This window comes from Terriglobales bacterium, assembly GCA_035487355.1.
Classification (GTDB): Bacteria; Acidobacteriota; Terriglobia; order Terriglobales; family Acidobacteriaceae; genus QIAW01.
The window spans coordinates 58,073-76,653 of the sequence record DATHMF010000030.1; the positions used below are offsets into that span (position 1 = coordinate 58,073).

18 protein-coding genes are annotated in these 18,581 nt (G+C 56.3%); 6 read left to right on the plus strand and 12 right to left on the minus strand.

Going from position 1 to position 18,581, the window contains the following annotated elements:
- Positions 1 to 16: 16 nt before the first annotated feature.
- The 10 genes from VK738_06990 to VK738_07035 all read right to left on the minus strand — a co-directional run bounded on the left by VK738_06990 (position 17) and on the right by VK738_07035 (position 8,461).
- On the minus strand, positions 17 to 619 hold the full coding sequence (locus tag VK738_06990; GenBank protein ID HTD22381.1) for a ubiquitin-conjugating enzyme E2: 603 nt from the start codon (positions 617 to 619) through the stop codon (positions 17 to 19).
- A 36-nt stretch (positions 620 to 655) separates the two neighbouring features.
- Complete coding sequence (locus VK738_06995) at positions 656 to 1,315, minus strand: DUF4339 domain-containing protein (GenBank protein HTD22382.1); 660 nt, start codon at positions 1,313 to 1,315, stop codon at positions 656 to 658.
- A gap of 14 nt (positions 1,316 to 1,329) precedes the next feature.
- Positions 1,330 to 1,881 carry an NINE protein gene (locus VK738_07000; GenBank protein HTD22383.1) on the minus strand — a complete coding sequence of 184 codons (552 nt, stop codon included), beginning with the start codon at positions 1,879 to 1,881 and terminating at the stop codon, positions 1,330 to 1,332.
- Positions 1,878 to 2,945, minus strand: coding sequence for an FHA domain-containing protein (locus VK738_07005; protein HTD22384.1), 1,068 nt, complete (start codon positions 2,943 to 2,945; stop codon positions 1,878 to 1,880). The genes VK738_07000 and VK738_07005 overlap by 4 nt, the downstream gene beginning before the upstream one ends.
- Positions 2,926 to 3,783 (minus strand): Mov34/MPN/PAD-1 family protein, encoded by an 858-nt coding sequence (locus VK738_07010; protein HTD22385.1) that lies wholly within the window; start codon positions 3,781 to 3,783, stop codon positions 2,926 to 2,928. The genes VK738_07005 and VK738_07010 overlap by 20 nt, the downstream gene beginning before the upstream one ends.
- Positions 3,780 to 4,988, minus strand: coding sequence for a ThiF family adenylyltransferase (locus VK738_07015; protein ID HTD22386.1), 1,209 nt, complete (start codon positions 4,986 to 4,988; stop codon positions 3,780 to 3,782). Before VK738_07015 ends, VK738_07010 begins: the two co-directional genes overlap by 4 nt.
- Positions 4,985 to 5,260 (minus strand): EsaB/YukD family protein, encoded by a 276-nt coding sequence (locus VK738_07020; GenBank protein HTD22387.1) that lies wholly within the window; start codon positions 5,258 to 5,260, stop codon positions 4,985 to 4,987. The genes VK738_07015 and VK738_07020 overlap by 4 nt, the downstream gene beginning before the upstream one ends.
- A gap of 23 nt (positions 5,261 to 5,283) precedes the next feature.
- Positions 5,284 to 6,390: a serine protease gene (locus VK738_07025; GenBank protein ID HTD22388.1), complete on the minus strand. Its 1,107-nt coding sequence runs from the start codon at positions 6,388 to 6,390 to the stop codon at positions 5,284 to 5,286.
- A gap of 217 nt (positions 6,391 to 6,607) precedes the next feature.
- On the minus strand, positions 6,608 to 7,294 hold the full coding sequence (locus VK738_07030) for an NAD(P)H-binding protein (protein ID HTD22389.1): 687 nt from the start codon (positions 7,292 to 7,294) through the stop codon (positions 6,608 to 6,610).
- A gap of 54 nt (positions 7,295 to 7,348) precedes the next feature.
- Positions 7,349 to 8,461, minus strand: coding sequence for a metallophosphoesterase (locus VK738_07035; protein HTD22390.1), 1,113 nt, complete (start codon positions 8,459 to 8,461; stop codon positions 7,349 to 7,351).
- 142 nt (positions 8,462 to 8,603) lie between these two features.
- On the opposite strand from VK738_07035, the gene VK738_07040 reads away from it, so the two are divergent.
- Together VK738_07040 and VK738_07045 are read left to right on the plus strand one after the other, a co-directional pair.
- Positions 8,604 to 9,227, plus strand: a complete 624-nt coding sequence (locus VK738_07040; protein HTD22391.1) for a TetR/AcrR family transcriptional regulator — start codon at positions 8,604 to 8,606, stop codon at positions 9,225 to 9,227.
- A 76-nt stretch (positions 9,228 to 9,303) separates the two neighbouring features.
- Positions 9,304 to 10,176, plus strand: coding sequence for an alpha/beta hydrolase (locus VK738_07045; GenBank protein HTD22392.1), 873 nt, complete (start codon positions 9,304 to 9,306; stop codon positions 10,174 to 10,176).
- 13 nt (positions 10,177 to 10,189) lie between these two features.
- Here the strand turns inward: VK738_07045 and VK738_07050 are convergent, their stop codons facing one another.
- Entirely contained in the window at positions 10,190 to 10,855 is a 666-nt protein-coding gene (locus VK738_07050; GenBank protein HTD22393.1) for a hypothetical protein, read from the minus strand.
- 237 nt (positions 10,856 to 11,092) lie between these two features.
- Between VK738_07050 and VK738_07055 the strand changes: the two genes are divergently transcribed.
- The 4 genes from VK738_07055 to VK738_07070 all read left to right on the plus strand — a co-directional run bounded on the left by VK738_07055 (position 11,093) and on the right by VK738_07070 (position 17,078).
- Positions 11,093 to 12,256 (plus strand): lactonase family protein, encoded by a 1,164-nt coding sequence (locus VK738_07055; protein ID HTD22394.1) that lies wholly within the window; start codon positions 11,093 to 11,095, stop codon positions 12,254 to 12,256.
- Positions 12,257 to 12,571: 315 nt separating this feature from the next.
- Positions 12,572 to 15,040, plus strand: coding sequence for a S8 family serine peptidase (locus tag VK738_07060; protein HTD22395.1), 2,469 nt, complete (start codon positions 12,572 to 12,574; stop codon positions 15,038 to 15,040).
- Between the two features lie 153 nt (positions 15,041 to 15,193).
- Positions 15,194 to 16,123: a hypothetical protein gene (locus VK738_07065; GenBank protein ID HTD22396.1), complete on the plus strand. Its 930-nt coding sequence runs from the start codon at positions 15,194 to 15,196 to the stop codon at positions 16,121 to 16,123.
- Between the two features lie 79 nt (positions 16,124 to 16,202).
- Positions 16,203 to 17,078, plus strand: a complete 876-nt coding sequence (locus VK738_07070) for a DUF3365 domain-containing protein (protein ID HTD22397.1) — start codon at positions 16,203 to 16,205, stop codon at positions 17,076 to 17,078.
- Between the two features lie 11 nt (positions 17,079 to 17,089).
- Here VK738_07070 and VK738_07075 read toward each other — a convergent pair whose 3' ends face one another.
- Positions 17,090 to 18,406, minus strand: coding sequence for a serine/threonine-protein kinase (locus VK738_07075; GenBank protein ID HTD22398.1), 1,317 nt, complete (start codon positions 18,404 to 18,406; stop codon positions 17,090 to 17,092).
- Between the last annotated feature and the right edge of the window lie 175 nt (positions 18,407 to 18,581).

An 18,581-nucleotide genomic window follows, 5' to 3' on the forward strand; every position in this document is an offset into this window, starting at 1 on the left:
GCAAAGACGGCTTATGTTAACTGATTACAATCTTTTCCGACCAAGGATCTTCCGTCCCTTGTTCCGGGGCTCCTCGCTCTGGCGTCTCCTGTTCTGGAACTGTTGGAGCCTGCGGAGCCGCCGAGCCGGCAACATCCGATTCCTGAATGTCACCAAGGGAGGGGGCAATACTCCGGCTATCCACGGGCAACAGGTGCGGGTTTTGGGCGGCCCACTTTGCGGCCAACCCATTCAAGGGACTTTTGGTGTTGTATTCCTGATAGGCAATCATTCGTCCGATACGAATGATGAGATCATCGAGTCCCTCGGATGCGGCCCAGAAGTCGCCGATACAAACAGTGGCGTCATCGAAGTTAGGATGAAAGACCGGCGTCAACATCCTGCATTGAGGCGCGCGCCTGGGATAGCCAAGAGAAAGATTCACTTCCAGCACGTGAGTATCGCGCTCCAGGATATCTCCGGTCGGCGAGACGTACAGACCGCGTATCTTGTAGGTGAAACGATACACTTCCGGAGGAAGCCCGGCCGTGCCGGTGATCTGGATCAGCGGCCAGCCCTTCAACATCCGCTGCAGTAACTGGTAGTCCTGCGCGAGGCGACGGATACGAGGAGCGGTCATAGAGCAATAGTCATCCCAAGAAGCCGTGGCGAAAATTTATGGCACACCTGTTTTCTTCCATTTTGCGATGGAATTGACATGGTATTGCAAATAGACCGTGCTGAAGAAAAAGGTCATGACACCGCTCAAATGCAAGCCCATATTTTCTGTGGAGGTGTAATACTCCTCCATGGCGGCCTTGATCTTGAAGATGCCGATAAGATAAGCAATCGCTCCGCCGATAATGAGTATGCCGCCAATCAACGGTCCGGAGTCGGAGTGCGCATTCAGTACCATGGCGAATACTCCAGCAATAAATCCTGCAGGATACATGGCCACGAGTATCAGGATGTTATTGTCGCCGCTGAGCTTGCGCGCCCAGTTCGCCAGTATAAATGTCCAAGCCATGTTGAAGAGGATGAAGGGAGAAAAGAGGCGCGACAGAATGCCCATTAGCAAGACAACACCCCAATGGAGATTCGGGGGTAGCTCGACTGTCGCGACCGGTGCGAAAGCCGGCGCGGCGGCAGCGCCGGACGCGGCCGACACGGGGACTGCGATATTACCCACGACTTGAGAAACCAATCCCCAATCACTCATGCCTTCGCTTTTTGCCAGGTCGCCTGGCGAGATCTTTCCCGATTGCACCTGCTGCTGTAAATCCGCAAGCGAGAAGGGACCCAGTTGTTCGGTACCACGTTTCACAAAATAGTCCATAGAAAAACGCGCTCCTACGATTGGAATTGAACTCCCTTGCTGTCATGATTGACAATACAGATTTCAATGACCGCCCACAGCCAGGCCATTGGACTACCATAGCCAAGAGTTACAACGGAAAGGCACAACTGTCCAATGGCCTTGCCGTAGTATCCGGCATAAAAATTGTGTCCGCCCAACGCCCCCAGAAAAACCCCCAGCAGAATGAACGTCATCTTGTTCTTGGCAACGGGTGGCGAAGTGGGGAAGATAGCAGTGCCCACAACGGGAGCGCCATTCGCATTGCTCGACTGGGGCTGGGTCGCAGCCGCGGGCGCATACCCGGCAAAGGTGGGCACAGAGCCTGACCGAATAGTTCCGGCGACCGGAACAGACACTAATTCCGGGGCAGACACCGCAACCTTGGGCTCTTCTGCCGGTGCGCAGCGGCAACCGAAGAGCGTGCAGCCGCCATTTTCTGCATAGCAGTCTTTATGGTGCGGTGTTCCACACCCCTCGCAGAACAGGTCCTCTCCAGAGGCGGAATCAACAGATGTGCGGCAATAAGGACACACAGCACCAGTCATGAGCGCTGTTTCTCCTTGTAACGGAAGGAATATCGGCCAATCTGCACCAGGTCTCCATCCTGCAGAACGCGTGAGGCTATAGGTTGTCCTGCGACATAAACATTTCCCAGGGCCCGCATTTGTACACGGGCCCCAGTAATTTCAACAACCGCGTGCTGGGGAAGAATGGTTTGGTCTTTGAACAAGTAGACATCAGATTGCTGCTGGCTGCCGATAACGGTAGAAGACTTGTACAAAATGAATTGCTTTCCTGCCAGCGGACCGGCGGTTACATAAAGCCAACGGTCCTTGAGGGCGCTCTCAACCATGCCCATCGCGATACCGGTCGTCATGCCAAAAAGGGCAAAACCAACTACTCTGCTGGCAGCTCCGCCGCCAGTCACAAACGAGATTGGATCGAAGATGATGCCGCCCAGTCCCGCACCGATGATTCCACCGAGTATTCCGAACTTGGCCTTCTTTGGCGATTGGCCGACAATGCCATAAATGATTCCACCCGCCACGCCGAATATCATCCAGGCGATGCCACGGGAAATCCACCACGCTGGATTGCGAGGGGATTGAATGCCGGCCGCGAAGCTCATTTGAAGGGCGATGTTGTAGATAATGTTGGCTATGAAACTGAAAATGAAGCCAAGCATCACACCCAGTGGTAACGCCAAGGCGCCGCGAAACAACGCCTTGCGCAGCGACCGTTCTACAATGCTTTCGGCGATGGCGAACCCTAAACACATGAAGGTCAGCATCAAGGGCACCATCCACAGATTACCCCAGCGGCGCCCTTCGCCGCCGTCTATGAAGAACGGCTCACAAATCCCCCAACCGACAATCGCGCCAAGAAGACCGGCCACACCAAGATAGAACCAACCTTGCAGCAGGATGGAGCCACGTGTTTCTGACGCGGTAGCAGGGTCATCAACTGCAGCACTGATGCTGCCGTAGGTCTTTCCTCCCACATCGGCTGGTTTGGACGGCGCAACCGGAGCAGCAGTTTCCGGCAGGGTGACAGCCGCAAGGTCCTCGAAGGTAATCTTGATGCCTTCTTTATTGTCTTTGCTGGCCATCTTTCTCCTTCTTCTCCTTGCCGGCGGAATCTGTGGAAGTCTTGCCGGCGGGTTGAGCAGTATCGTGCGTCAAATTCTGACCATTCTGGTCACTTGTCTTTTCCTGGCCTTCGGGTATGGCCTGAATGATACGCCCAGTCTGAGGATCAACCGGCACCGGCATTACCACGACACGTGGGAAGACCACCCAGGCCACAACCAGACCGCAAGCAAAGATCACCAAGTACCAAAGAATCGCAGTAGTCCAGCGCAACCAGGCAGGCTCTGGATTGGATTCGGGCCGGGGTGAGTCATCGCGTCCCACCACGTGATCATCACCCAGATCAAAGCCCATCGGTTCAGGTTTGCCGGTTTCCCCTGCGCATTCCCCGCCCTTTGAGTCGGCGACAGCCAGTTGCGATAGCCGCTCAAGCGAACCACCGACCCAGCCGAAGCAGCCTTCCTCATCACTCTGGGGGTCATACACCCAGGCCACCTGTTGCGGTGACGAGAAGAAATTCTTATGGATAAAAGTATCGTGATCGGAGAGAAAAACGCCGAATCCAGGATGCGAGTGATACCACCCAAGGATTCGTTCGTCAGGATATTCTTTGTCCTTAACGTTGTAAATGTGCTCCCATGTATCCTGGGTAAAAGTAACGTGCGTGCCCCCTTGCGCCGCATTCACGCCGGGGATGGAGGCTTCGACCTTCAGTTTGCCTTCGTGCTCACGCCCGATCAGGACTCCGCACACTTCGCTTTTGCTCTGCGAGCGTGCGTGCTGGCGTATGCGACGCAGAACCTCGCTATTGATAATAAGCGCCGGGCCTTCCCCCTTCATTTTCGACTTACGCGTCACGTTTTCCACCTTTGCGCGGCTGTCGAAGCAAACACATCCGGTTCGTCGCCTGAGATAAAGTACGCGATTTCCTGGTCCTCGGCCCGGGCAATGAATGCATCAAACAGAGGCAATCCCAAAGCATTGAGCTTGCGCTGGGCGAGTTCGGGTTCGCCGCCATAGTTGTGCATCGTGGTTACGACCCGCATGTGACCGTCACGCGGGCAGAGACCCTGCTCATAGCGGACGCTTCCTACCGGGGCAAATAACTCCTGCTCCTGGTGGCAGCTTGGGCACGATAGCCTGTGGACAACGTCACGGCTGAACTCCAGAACCACTTCATCCCGGCCAAGGTCATGCCGCGCGCGCTCCAGCAGTTGAAGCAAGGTCATCTCTCCTGAACGTTGCGGCAGCCGCACTATGTTCTCGAATGTGTCGTGGCTCATGCAATCAGGGTTCTCGGTGTATTCGACGACGTAGGAGGTATGATTCAAACCCTCAAAAATGTATCCCCGGCCCGCCAGGGTGGGAAGTCCGTGAATGAGTTTCACCGCCTCTTGTACCTGAACCGCCGCAATAATTGAAGAAATGGTCGGAGTGGTTGGCACCTTTCCCGCGGTCTCTTCCTCGCGGGCCAGCAGATTACAGGACATACGGCGCTCCAGCTGTGCCCAATCCGTCTCGCCCAGCGTGCATTCATAGCAGGGCGGAGAGCCCGGAACAAATACCCGCGCAACTCCATTAATTCCCTCGATGGCGCCATCCACCCAGGGGCGTTTCATTTTCCAGGCGGCGCGATTGATCCAGAGCCGCGCTTCACGATTGTCGAGGCCGGCGATGATCAGGTCGCTCCAATGAAATAGTCCCAAACCGCAGTCATACAAAATATTTGCAACCAGGGGCTGCACCATGGCTTCAGGAGACAATGCCTTAACTGCTTCCGCTGCGACTTCCGCTTTGAACTGGCCGACGTCTTCGGTGCGGTAAAGCACTGCACGTGAAAGGTTCGACTCCTCTATGCGATCAAGATCTACGACCACGATCTGCTTGAACCCCAACAACGCCAGGTTCTTAAGTACCTCGTTGCCCAAAGCGCCGGCGCCAACTACCAGGACACGCGTTTCCCGTATCTTCTCTTCGTTCCACCACGGAATGAGCCGCAACCGGCTGAAGCGGTCTTCCCGCATGTCCGATGGCGCTACCGTAATCTGTGGAGGAACGCTCATTGACCACCTGCAGTGATCTCCGGCTGAAGGCGAAGAATATCACCATCGGCAACTGCGGCCTCGGCAAGGGTTTGGGTATCCTGAATCTGGCGTCCTGAGTTCTTGTGGTGGAACTTGTAGCTCAGGGGAGCACCATCCGGGCCATTACTGGGAAGGCGGAGCTTCTGCACCAGCACGGCAATGATCTTGTTGCATGGAGCGTCGTCGGGAAGCTCAACCGGAACACGTTTGTTCTCAGTCGAGTCATAGACGGTGACGTTTATGGTGGGCATCTTTAGATTTATCCTGCTCTCTCTTATCGAGCTGTAGGTTGAGATTTCCCGCCCGAAATGTTACCTCGGGAATTGATGCTTGCAAATTCCGCAAGCCGTTGACGCCCGTTGCCCGTGAACTCCCAATCAGAGTCACTCAGCAAAGTGTCAGCACGCACGGCAAAGTTCAGATTTTCTGCATTGGGATCAACATTCCGGTCCATCTTGAACACCACGATCCCGAGCAGGTTCCCCTTATTGTCAAAAACTGGCCCGCCGCTATTGCCTGGACTGATGGGCGCCGAAATCTGGAACAGAGAACCCTGGTCCACGCGGGAAACCATTCCATTGCTGATGGTGAACTTAAGTCCCTCAGGATGGCCAATTACAAAGACATCTTCACCGTCAGTCGCTGAGGCAATGGGTTGGACGAAATCGGAGTGTCCTGACTCACGCGGCACCCACAACAGGGCCAGGTCTAAATGCTTGTGGTGCGCTACCACATCGGCTCCCGCCCACGCGCCTGAGGCCATGGCCACCAGTGCGCGGGAATTGGCTCGGCCGCTCCAATTGAGGCCATCAACAACATGACGGGCCGTGGCAAATAAATATCCCTCGGAGTTTGCGCGCAGAAGGATGCCTGCGCCCAGTTCTCCCGACATTGTCTCCTGATGGCTGAACCACAGCCGGCGAGCGGGAGTAATCACAGCTACGAGCGGCTTGAGATTCGTCGCCACAGCGGTGCCAGACATAACATCGGTCGAGGGCAGGCTTGGGAATATGGTTCTTTCATCAAGGTCGCTGATACCCTTGCTCACCACTGCGGGCAATGGGACGAATGCGACCGACAGAACCGCGGCAGCAGAGGTCATGAAACCGCTGATGATCAACAGCGTTGATAAAAACGCAGTCCAGGCATGTTTAATTCGAGAAGGTTGGTTGCGAGTGGAGGCCCGCAGCACAATCGTCACCAGACATAAAAGAGGCAGCACCAAGGTCAACGGCGAAAGAGCAAGCTTGACCCACCAGGAAATGACAGGCGGGAGCTTCGGCTCCAGGCGTCCAGGCCCCTCGGGCGTATTAGGTACTGCTGCGAGTTCCTGAGTACTGACTACGACCTTATCCATTTGCAGGGGCGAGGAGCACGCCACGCTTATTCAAATCTTACTGCTTTGGAAATTCTTACGTCAGAGCCCAGCATGGATGGCTGCTCTTTTGTTTGGGAATTTTTATGATAAATGACCTGCAAGGACCGGGCAATAGGAATCCCGCCTATTTTTTGTGCAGGAGGATTGCTTTCGAGCAGGACGTCATTCTCCACCCAGCCGCGATTGGAGCTGCTTTGCGGTACAAGGAACGCGTTGCAGCTCAGCGCGGTACTGATGCATGGTCTCGGCAAATACGGTTGATGTCTTGGTTCTCAAGCACAGATTTAGGAGCACCCCGCTTGGCGACGATCAGCATCGCGCGGCCTATGCATTCCGTCGCGGTCACATACTTGGGGAAAAGCAATTTCCATACTGGATAGAGGGGCCCCATCATTGCGTAAAATGCCGCGTACCATTTCGTCTTTGTCCGAATCCCGTGGAGTGGCTGGATGTAGCCAGGACGGAACATGTATGCAGCCTTGAACGGCATTTGCAAGAGTGCATTTTCTGTTTTGCCTTTTACCCGCGCCCACATCATGCGACTGCGCTCCGCACTATCGGTATTCGCGCCCGACACGTAGATAAACGTCATCATCGGGTTGAGCCTGGCCAAAGTTCTGGCCACCGAGATGGTGAGATCGTATGTCACGCGGCGATACGCCTCCTCGTTCATCCCCACGGCGGAGACACCGAGGCAGAAAAAGCATGCGTCGTAGCCCGAGAGTCTGCCTTCGATCGCGGAGAGATCAAAAAGGTCGTTGTGTACGATTTCGTGCAGTTTCTCGTGCTGCTGCGCAGTGGCTTTGCGACCAATGGCAAGGACGCCTTCCACGTCGGGATCGAGCAGACATTCGCGCAGGACGCCTTGTCCGACCATACCCGTCGCCCCTAGAAGAATCACCTTCACGTGTGTGTGACCACCTTTCAACTTAGTTTTGGAATTGCTCGACAGCTAGTAACTTTACTGGAACTCAAGCATTACAATCTCGGGATTCGATCCCAGCCGCAGCGGCGGTCCCCACGTTCCTGCTCCGCTCGAAGTGAAAACCTGCATCTTCCCGATCTGGCTTAAGCCATACACAAACTGCCGGTAAATCCGCCGCGCCATCCAACTCCAAGGTATGAACTGCCCAAGGTGGGTATGCCCGGATAGCTGCAGGGAAACGCCGGCGGCCTCGGCGATCTCCGGATGGTCGGGGGCATGCGTCAACAGAATGCTCGCGCGATCGCGATCCAATCGGATGCCGCGTAGCACCGACGCAAAGTTGCTATCCAGCGCCGCGTTCCGGTAGGGCACACCAACAATCTGCAAACCATCCACTTCTACCTTCTCATTGCTGAGCACGCGGACTCCGGCCGCCGCAATGGCATGCAGATACTTGCTGTCGTCCCCAAATTGCTCATGATTTCCCGCGACGAAATACACGCCGTGTGGCGCCACAAGCTCGCTCAATGGCTCCGCTGCTCGCCGCGCATCGATGGCCGTGCCGTCATACAAATCTCCAGCGATAAAAATCGCGTCCGGCTCCTCATTCAAAATCTTTGCAACCATACGCCGCAGAAAACTGCCGTTTCGCACATGCCCCAGGTGCAGATCGCTGATCAGCGCCGCTCTTCGCCCGCGCCATGCCGCCGGCAAGTTCGCGAGCCGAACCGTCGTTCGCGTGATCCGCGTCCAGCTTGCATTGAAAACTCCGTAGAGTCCGGCCACTACTGCAGCACCGAACAGCAATTCCACCGTCCGATGGAAGTTCATGGCCAGCCCCGCCACCTGCGCAACTCCAAAAGCAATCCAGGAGAAAACCGCGGCGAGAACAAGAAAGGTCAGCAACCCCAACCAAACCGCAGCAGCCTTGTAAAACGCGCGCACAGCAGCATTGGTATAGCGATATGCGAGTAGCGAAGCGGCGACAAAGCTCACCGACAAAAAGCCAAGGACCAGTTTGATCCAGAACGCCCCGTGGGCATCGCTCCCTGCGGGTGAGAATGTCCACGTCTCATAGAGGAGAAGATGCGTCAAAGAAAGAACAGACTGAATAATTGCAATAAAAGCGATTAAACGTTTTCGTGTCATTAGATTTCCTCAACTAAATTCCTCAATCCCGCGATTCGCATTGTTGGCGTAGTGTCGCAGGAAATTCGCCTGCCGATCTCGGGTTTCTTGGTATACCAGATATAATGTTTCGGTATACTCCGTATCGTTGGATGGAATGCCGATGAAAAAGATTCAGAAAAAAAACGCCGGAGCCAAAGAGAGCAGTTCGCCCAAGCCGAATGCCATCGTGCTGGCGGCGCTCGACCTGTTTACCCGGTACGGATATCGCAAGACTTCCATCGATGACATTGCCCAGGCGGCGCAGGTGGCCAAGCGCACGGTATACCTGCACTTTGAGAACAAGGCGGCGGTCTTTCTGGCAATCCTTGACTATCTGGGTGACCAGGTGCGACAGCGCTGCGCTGCCGCCGAGCGCGCGGGCGGCACGGCAGTGGACCGGCTGACAGGGTTGCTCGATGCTTACTTTGGAGTGGGGTTCGAGCTCTTCAGCAAGTCCGAGCACATGCCGGAGCTGGAGGAGACCTTCTCAAAGCTGGCGCAGGCGAGGATCGGCGACCTGAATACGGAGTACGAAGATCGGCTCGCGAAATTTTTGCGATCGCTTGAGAAAACGGGCGAGATCGGAGGGCCTCCGCAGGGGCTTACTGTGGAGCAGATCGTCCACATCTTGATGCGGGCGGCACAGGGGGCCAAACACGACGCTAAGATGCAGGGCGATCGGAAGACACTTGAGCGGCGCCTGCGGGAGTTAGCGATGCTCGCCATTGCCGCGATGAAAAAGTAATTAGAATGCGAAATGTCTGCCGTTAATCAGGACGAGTGGTCATTGGAGACCACACCGATTATCTGTAAACTGTCTCATGCCAAATCGTAAAAAATCACGCGCCTCAAAATCCACGCAAGCGACGCAAAGCCGTTTCGCGAATGTCAACGGCGTGCGGCTGCACTATCTGGTTGCAGGCACAGGCGACCCAGTCGTGCTCCTGCATGGTTATGCCGAAACCAGCCACATGTGGCGCCCGCTGATGGCGAAGCTGGCAAGCACCCACACCGTAATCGCCCCGGATTTGCGCGGAGCCGGTCAATCCGCTACTCCGGCCGATGGCTACACCAAGGCTGCAATGGCGCAGGATATCCACGCGCTCGTGCGCAAACTTGGTTACGAACACATTCAAATTGTCGGACACGATATTGGATTGATGGTTGCGTATGCCTATGCGGCGCAGTATCCGAGCGAGGTGGACCGCATTGCGTTAATGGACGCCTTCCTGCCTGGCGTAGGAAACTGGCGCGACGTTTGGCTGATGCGTGATCTGTGGCATTTTCATTTTTACGGCAAGACGCCGCTCGCGCTCGTACACGGCCGCGAACGCATTTATTTTGAGCATTTCTGGAACGATTTTGCCGCCAACCCCAAACATTCGGTGCCGGAGCGCGACCGTAAGATTTACGCGAAAGCTTATGGCCGGCCGGGCGGCATGCGCGCCGGCTTTGAATACTTTCGGGCGTTTGAGCAGGACGCGAAAGATTTCGCTGGCTTTGCCCAAACTCGCTTGCCCATGCCGATGCTGGTTCTCACTGGGGAAAAGGCTTCAGGCGATTTCCTGATTCAACAGGGCCGGCTGGTAGCGACCAATGTTGAAGGCGTGGTGGTCCGTAATTCCGGGCACTGGCTTATGGAAGAAGCGCCTGATCAAGTTATCCCTAAACTCGTAGAATTTCTCAACCGCTAGAGGACTGGACGATTTAGTCTCCGCGCACAATCGCCTTTATGACGTCCAACGCCTTGTCCAGCCCGAAGCTGTAGTTGTGTCCCACGAAAGCGCTTTCCGTGCGAACCGTAGTGATAATGATTACTTCGTTCTGTCCTGCAGCCTGCCGCAGCGTGACGGAAGCTTCGCCTAATTCGAAGTACTTCTTGGAAGCTACGAAACCCCAGGCCGGAGGCTCGTAACGGCGGTTCAGGCCGTCCTTGATCTTCTTGAGCAGCGCCTTGCGGTTCTTGAATTGCTCCGCGGCCGGGCCCTCGACCTCGAGCTTGTCACTTAACAAGCCTATGGATTTCTTGAATGCAACGTCGGTAGTGCTGGGCAGATCCAGCACCGCCCGGTAGATGACCGTGGTGATCGTCCCCGAGTCCGTCGTCATCACGACCGTTTCCAACGGCCACGGAGCGCCGGGAAGGGTTGCGTGGTAGGCGTAGGTGTTCATTGCTGCCTGGCGCTGCAGAACCAAAGACTCGAACAGTTGTTTGCCGAAGCCGTGTGAGGGAAGTTGCTGCGCGTCCAGTCTCATGTGTTCGACGGCGACGGCGCCAGAAAATCCAGCCTTCTGCATTTCCTCGGTCCACCACAACTGTAGTTTCTGGCAATCTTCCGCCGGATTTCCTCGCGGGAACCCCTGTTTATTCATGAGCGGACCCCTTTCAGAAATTTCGATCTACGAACAGGCCGTTAGGTTGATTGATCGTATCTTATCCATCGGTTGCCGCCTACATTTCTCTATGCTGGCCGTGATGCAGCAAGTGCTATCCTGCCATCCGCACGCGATGGTGACGCCGATTCAGCCTCCTGCGTGTGATATACAATTTGGGGCTGGAATGAGGTGAGGATGCCTGCGTTGAAACTGTCGGACACTTTCCTGGAGACTATGAGAACAACTCGACGAATTTTCATACTGTTTGCCCTGCTGCTACTTACCGTTGGTGCTCGCGGTGCTGAAAAGACTGCCGCCAAAGGAAAATATCTTGTTTATATCGGTACTTACACTCAGGGGGAGAGCAAAGGTATTTATGCCTATCGTTTCGATGCAGAAACAGGCGAGTCAACCTCGCTCGGTTTGGCAGCGGCAACTACCAATCCATCGTTTCTTGTTATTCATCCCAACCGCCGCTTCCTTTATGCAGTGAATGAGATTACGAACTACGAAGGCCGGGCGAGCGGGGGTGTCAGCGCCTTTGTCATTGATCAGCAGACCGGCAAGTTGACCCTGACGAACGAAGTAGCTTCGCTTGGAGCGGATCCCTGCCATGTGTCGGTGGATAACACCGGCAAATACGTCCTGGTCGCGAACTACACGGGAGGCAATGTAGCCGTGTTCCCAGTACGGGAAGACGGAGGATTGGGCAAAGCCTCGGCCTTTGTGCAGCACACGGGGTCGAGCGTGAATCCTCGACGCCAGGAGGGAGCGCACGCGCACTGGATTAGCGTCTCTCCCGATAACCGCTTCGCGATTGCAGCGGATTTAGGGCTCGATGAGCTGATTGTCTATCGCTTCGATGCGCACACGGGAACGATTGCGCCGAACCATCGCCAGTGGGTGAAGCTGGTTCCGGGGGCCGGCCCGCGGCACTTTGTCTTTCACCCCAGTGGCAAATTTGCCTATGCGATTAACGAGTTGTATTCCACCATCACCGGTTTTTCCTACGACGCGGCGAAAGGAAGCCTGCGTGAGCTGCAAACGGTCTCGACACTGCCCAAAGACTTTGGAGGCTATAACGATGCGGCCGAAGTGCAGGTGCATCCTACAGGCAAGTTCCTTTATGCCTCGAACCGTGGGCACGACAGCATTGCGGTGTTTAATATTGATGCCGCCAAGGGCACCCTCGCACTTGTAGAGAACGTTCCGACGCAGGGTAAGACGCCACGCAATTTTGCGATTGACCCGACTGGGTCGTATCTGTTCGCAGCCAATCAGGAGTCCAATAACATTGTTATTTTCCGCATCAACCCAGATTCGGGCCGCCTGACACCGACCGGCCAGGTACTCGAGACGCCGTCGCCTGTTTCTATAACATTCATGGCGAGCGAGTGATCTTCTAGTCTGGCTTTCTGAATGCTGCGAAGCTGCGCCCGGGCTACTTCTCGCCCTTCTCCTCTACCCCGTCCATTTTCGGGAATAGTTTCATGTTGGGAAACCAGCTAAGGCCTGAATAGATCTAATCGATTGAACCTCTTGACTTGTTTTACGTCTGGAAGCGCCTCTGTCGGAGATCAGTCAAATCTGGCGGTTCAGGCGTAACGATTCGACAACCATCGTCACTACATCGCACACGAGCAAATTATTTAGCAACAACTGTGGTCAAGGTCATGAGATCCAAAATGGGAATCTCAAGTACAAGGAGATGAGATGAGAGACAAATGGTTTATCAAATACTTCTTTGGTTGTTTGGTCCTGCTGGCAGGCGTGCTTGACGGGACGAGGGCCACGGCCCAGGGGTCTTCCGTGCTCAATGAGCGAGCGCCGAAGGTGATCCCGGGGCAGTACATCGTTGTCTTCAAGCCAGTCACTCGCCAGGCTGCCTCCAAACCAGGCACTGCCCGCCAGGACGTCCTGGCCGCGGAGGAAACCGTGAAGCGGCTCGGTGGCACAGTTGGATTCACGTACACGTCGGCGGTGATCGGCTTCAGCGCCAAGTTGCCACCCCAGGCACTGGAAGCGGTCCGTACCCGGCCGGGCGTTGCCTATATCGAGGCTGACCAGGTTGTGTCGCTCAACACGGTCCAACCTCCCAACCCGCCGGGCTTCCCGCCCCTGGGTCTGGACCGGATCGATCGCCGGCTTCTCCCGCTGAACAATACCTACACTTACAGCGAAACCGGCGCCGGTGTGCATGTGTATGTCATCGACAGCGGAATCTGGACTCCGCATACGGATTTTGGAGGGCGCGCCTCCGGGGTTTTCACCGCGGTGATGGACGGCCATGGAACCGATGATTGCAACGGCCATGGCACTCACGTGGCTGGGATCATCGGTGGGACGACCAACGGTGTTGCGAAGCAGGTAACTCTTCATGCCGTGCGTGTTACTGACTGCACTGCAAACGGAGCACTGGCAGACACTATTGCGGGCGTGGATTGGGTGACGATGAATGCAATCCACCCTGCGGTTGCCAACATGAGCCTGGGCACACCCTCATCGCCCACGCTGGATACGGCCGTAAAAAACTCCATCGCGATGGGTATCACCTACGTAGTGGCGGCAGGGAATCAAAATGACGACGCCTGTTTCTACTCGCCGGCCGAAGTGCCGGCAGCCATCACCGTAGGCGCCACCAATCCCATCGACGACTCACGCGACGCTAATTCGAATTTCGGCACGTGCCTCAAATTGTTCGCTCCGGGGATGCAGATCGAATCAGCGATGCCCGATGGCGTTGCGGTGCATCCGGGTTGCATTCTGGGTTCGAACACACCGGGGTCCCGGACACAGAGTTGCTCCGGCACGTCGGTGGCGTCGCCGCATGTCGCTGGCGTGGCGGCACGCTACCTCGAGACTCACATGGCGGCCACCCCGGCAGCCGTGTGGACTGCCATCCACGCCGCTGACGACGTCTTTGGGGTGACCCCGATGTGGCCGGGCGTCGGCTTTCCGGGAGCAGGCTCGCCTAACGAGTTGCTGCACTATGGGTCGCTGAACGACGGACTCAACGACGGCGACCCGCACTTGACCACTGTCGAGGGAGTACACTACGACTTCCAGAGCGCGGGAGAGTTCGTCTCTCTGCGCGATTCTGACGGGCTGGAAATCCAGACGCGCCAGACACCCGTCCCCACAGCATCCGTTGTGGGCCCCAATGCTCACACTGGACTCACGACGTGCGTGAGCCTCAACACCGCTGTTGCGGCGCATGTAGGTAAACATCGGGTCAGCTACGAACCCAACCTCAGCGGCGTGCCTGATCCCAGCGGTCTCCAACTCCGCGTGGATGGCACTTTGACGACACTTGGCCCGAACGGGCTCGACTTTGGAGACGGCAGTCGCATCGTGAGCACTGCAGCCCCCGGCGGTCTTGAGTTTGATTTCCCGGACGAAACTGCTCTCGTCGTGACGCCGGGCTGGTGGGCTCCACAGGGCAGGTGGTACCTCAACGTGGACGTATCCCATACCCGGGCCTTGGAGGGAATCCTGGGCGCCATTCCGCAGAGCAGTTGGTTACCGGCACTGCCGGATGGTTCATCCATGGGGCCAATGCCAGGCCCGTTACATGATCGCTTCGTTGACCTCTACCAGAAGTTCGCTGATGCATGGCGCGTAACCGACAAAACCAGCCTGTTCGACTACGCGTCGGGCACCTCAACCGGCACGTTCACCATGAGCAACTGGCCACCGGAGAACCCGCCGTGCACCATCCCGCACACGAGACCAATCCGGCCCGCCAGCCGTCTGATCGCGCAACGGGCTTGCCGCGCAATCAGGGACGAGAACACGCATGCCAACTGCGTCTTCGACGTGATTGTCACCGGCAACCCTGGCTTTGCTAAGACCTACCTGCTGAGCCAGCGGATCAAAACCGGCTCGACCACGACTACCGTGACCGATGACAGGGATCCCACGAGGATCGAAGAACCCGTGACGTTCACCGCGACCGTGACGGCAGGCAAAGGCGTTCCGACTGGGGCGGTGCAGTTCACACTCGACGGCTACAAGATAGGTAGGCCGCTCCGGCTTGACTCGAAAGGTCAGGCAATATGGAAGACGAGCAGCCTGAAGCCCGGGAAGCATAAGGTGACGGCCAGCTACATCCCCAGCCTGGGTAGCGTGTTTCTGCCGAGCACGAGTCCGGACGAGGAACATACGGTCAGAGGTGAGGACTAGTGAAGTTGCGGTAGAACAGCGGCCGAACCGGTCTTCCCGCAATTTGGCGAAGACCGGTTCAGTCGCCCGCAAATCTCTCCAGATTCTTGATCCGGGCCGCGGCTGGCATCCGCGTTACCTTCTAATAACTAAAGACGGTATAATCTCCTCGCCGTGGGTAGACACACTAACGAGCCGTGGATTGCGCAGGAGGCGTGCCGCCATCAGCAGCGCGTGGGCAGGCCGCGTTATATCTTTGGCATCCTCACTGCCGTTGTCGTACTCGTGCTTTTTTACGCAGCGCAAGCCGCACCGCAAACTTCAGCAGCCGGGAATAAGCCCGGCAGCTCTTCACCGCCACAGCCGCAAGCAACACCAAGACGTCCTCCCCAGGCCAGGACGCAGAAAGAATACAGCGATTACAACGCAGCCCACGCTGTAAATGGAGGGCCTGCCGCGGAAAAGGCCGCCGATGATTTTGCCGCCGAACATCCCGACAGCGAGTTGCGGGTGTATTTGTATTCCAAAGCCATGCACGAGTACCAGAATGAAAATAATCCCGGCAAACTGCTGGCCATAGCAGAGAAGGTCCTGGCGTTGGATCCCGATAACTCCATCGCGCTGGTGCTTACTGCCTCTGTGCTCGCAGATAGCTTGAGTGATACTGACCTGGACCGCGAGCAGAAGATCGCTGAGATCAAGAACAAATCCACGCACGCGCTGGAGACCGTGGATACCGCGTTTGTTCCGCCGCAGGGCGCGACCCCGGAACAGATTGACGCCTATAAGAGCACGCTGCGCTCCATGGCACACTCCGCCTTGGGCATCATGGAACTGAAGAGCGGGGCTGATGCCGCCGCGGAAAAGGACTTGCAAGCCGCCGCCGACCTGAATAAAACCGAGCCTGATCCTTATGTCTGGTATCACCTCGCGCTCGCCCAGGACCATCAGAAAAAATACGTTGAGGCGCTGGCTTCGATCAATCAGGCATTGCAGCATACATCCACAAATCCTGAGCTGGAGCGGTTGGCGCGGGGTGAACGGGAACGGCTGCTTAAGCTTACCGCCACACCTGCAGTCCCTCAAAAGCCAATCACCAAGTGAACTCTCCACAATAGAGGGAAACTGTTCTGACCAGATGCCCTCGTGTACCATGAATGATCATTGATTAGCGGGGGGCCGCTTGAAATTACTGTTCAAGTTCAACCTGATTTTTATTGCATTGTTCGGAGCAGGTCTGTTGCTGATTTCGCATCTGGCATACCAGTTCCTTGCGAACAATGCGCGCAACGAGATTGTGCAACAGGCGGCGCTCATGATGGAAAGCGCGCGGGCCACGCGCGACTACACGTCAAGGGAGCTGAAGCCGCTGCTGCTGAAAGATCCTGATACTGAGACGACCTTTCTGCCGCAGACCGTCCCAGCCTACAGCGCTACGGTCACCTTTGAGCGGCTGCGCAAGACTTATCCGGAGTACGGATACAAGGAGGCAGCGCTCAATCCAACCAATCTGCGCGACCGGGCGGCGGACTGGGAAGCAGACGTCATCAACGTCTTCAGAAATCATCCCGAACAAAAAGAGATTATTGCCGAGCGCGACACGCCTACAGGAAGGTTCTTGTACCTGGCGCATCCCATCAGCGCCGACCCGCCGTGCCTCTCGTGTCACAGTGTCCCGGAGGCGGCCCCTGACCCGATGATCGCCGCCTATGGCCGCAATAACGGCTTTGGCTGGAAGCCCAATGAAGTGATCGCCGCGCAAATCGTTTCAGTTCCGATGTCCCTCCCGGTCAAAAATGCCGACCAGGCATTCCGCAATCTCGTGATCTATTTCGCCGCGATCTTTTTTCTTTCGGTGGTTGTGATTGACGCAGCGTTGTATGTCATCGTCATCCGGCCGCTGCGCAAGCTGTCGAAGGCGGCCAATCTTATCAGCCAGGGAAATCTTGAGGTGCCTGAGCTGGCGGTAAAAGGCAAAGACGAGATTGCAGCGACCGCGGCTTCTTTTAACCGGCTGTACTTAAGCCTGAAAAAAGCCGCCAAAATGCTGAACGGATGAAGTGCGGCACTCTAGTCGTGACGGGTATGCTGTGAGGCGAGAAACTCTTTCCGATCTTTGGGCGATTCGATCTCCTCGGCCAGGGTCTTATAAAGATCTTGCAAGTTGCTATGCCGGCTGGCGGCGCGTTGCACCACAATCTTGGCAATCGGGCCGATATAAGCGGCGAGCTTGCGGGTAATGCGAACAAGTGTCTCAGGACTGAAGGCAGTGGAGGCCGTCGGCGTTGATCGGCTGACCGGTGGCGCTGGGGCAACCCGTTTTGACGATGGTGGAGTGGCCACTCCCGATGCCGCCACTCCCGATGCCACCACTGGCATGGCCGGCGAGCTGTGTGCGCCTTTGACCGCGACGAATTGCTGAAGTTGAGTTGTATTGAGGCCGGTGTTCCTGAGCGCCGAAAGGAAATCTTCTGCGGATTGAAAGCGGTCGTCCGGATTCTTGGCCAGCGCTTTCAGAACGATATCGGAAAGCTTTGCGGGAATGTTTGTATTCACGACCGAAGGCGCGGTGGGTTGTTGCTGAAGATGGCCGGTCATGATCGTATATTGGGATTCGCCGTCAATCGGCACCTTGCCGGTGAGCGACTCGTAGAGGGTTGCCCCGAGTGAATATAAATCTGACCTTGCGTCTACTTTCTTGGCCATCACTTGCTCAGGGGACATATAGTGCAGCGATCCCATGACCCAACCCGGCGCGGTGAGTCCGGGATGGAAGGAGTCGAGGGCGAGTCCGAAATCAAGCAGCTTGACCCGGTTGTTGGCGGTAAGCATGATGTTGGAAGGCTTGATATCGCGATGAATGACGCCTTGCGCGTGCGCATAGGTAAGCGCAACAAGAACCTGGGAGATGTAATCAATACTTTGGCTGAGGTTGAGCCCCGACCGGCGAAGCCTGGCATCGAGCGTCTCGCCTTCCACGAACTCCATGACCATCAGCAGATGCTCTCCCTGGCGAAACGCGGTGTGCAGCCCGGCGATATTGGGGTGGCTCAGACTGGCCAGCACCCTGATCTCGCGTGCGAACCGTTCGGATGACTCAGGACTGCCGGCACGAAGCACCTTCAAAGCTTCAACGCGGTGAGAGATGTTATGCCTGACTTTGTAAACCTCTCCGATGCCGCCCGCCCCCAAAGCGCCGATGACTTCGTAGTCTCCTACGTGATCTCCAACCGTCAGGCCCATTACGTTTCTGGGAGTGAGTCCCCGGCGTCCTGAAGAAGCTTGCGGGTCGGCAACGGTTTCTCGCTTTGCTTCGCCAAGTGGTTCAAAGAAATCTTTGGTTGATTTGTTGGCGGAGTTCAGGAGGGCTTCTATCTCTTTCCGCATTTCAATATCTGTACCGCAACTCTGATCGAGGAATGCAGCTCGAGCCCCAGGATCCAATTCGAGAGTTGCGAGAAAAATAGCCTCGATTTGTTTCGCGCGATCCGATGAGGGAACAGTGGGCACGAGCTTCTAGTACACCTCGCGTGAGTTCGTGATGCAGACAGGCCTGACTATC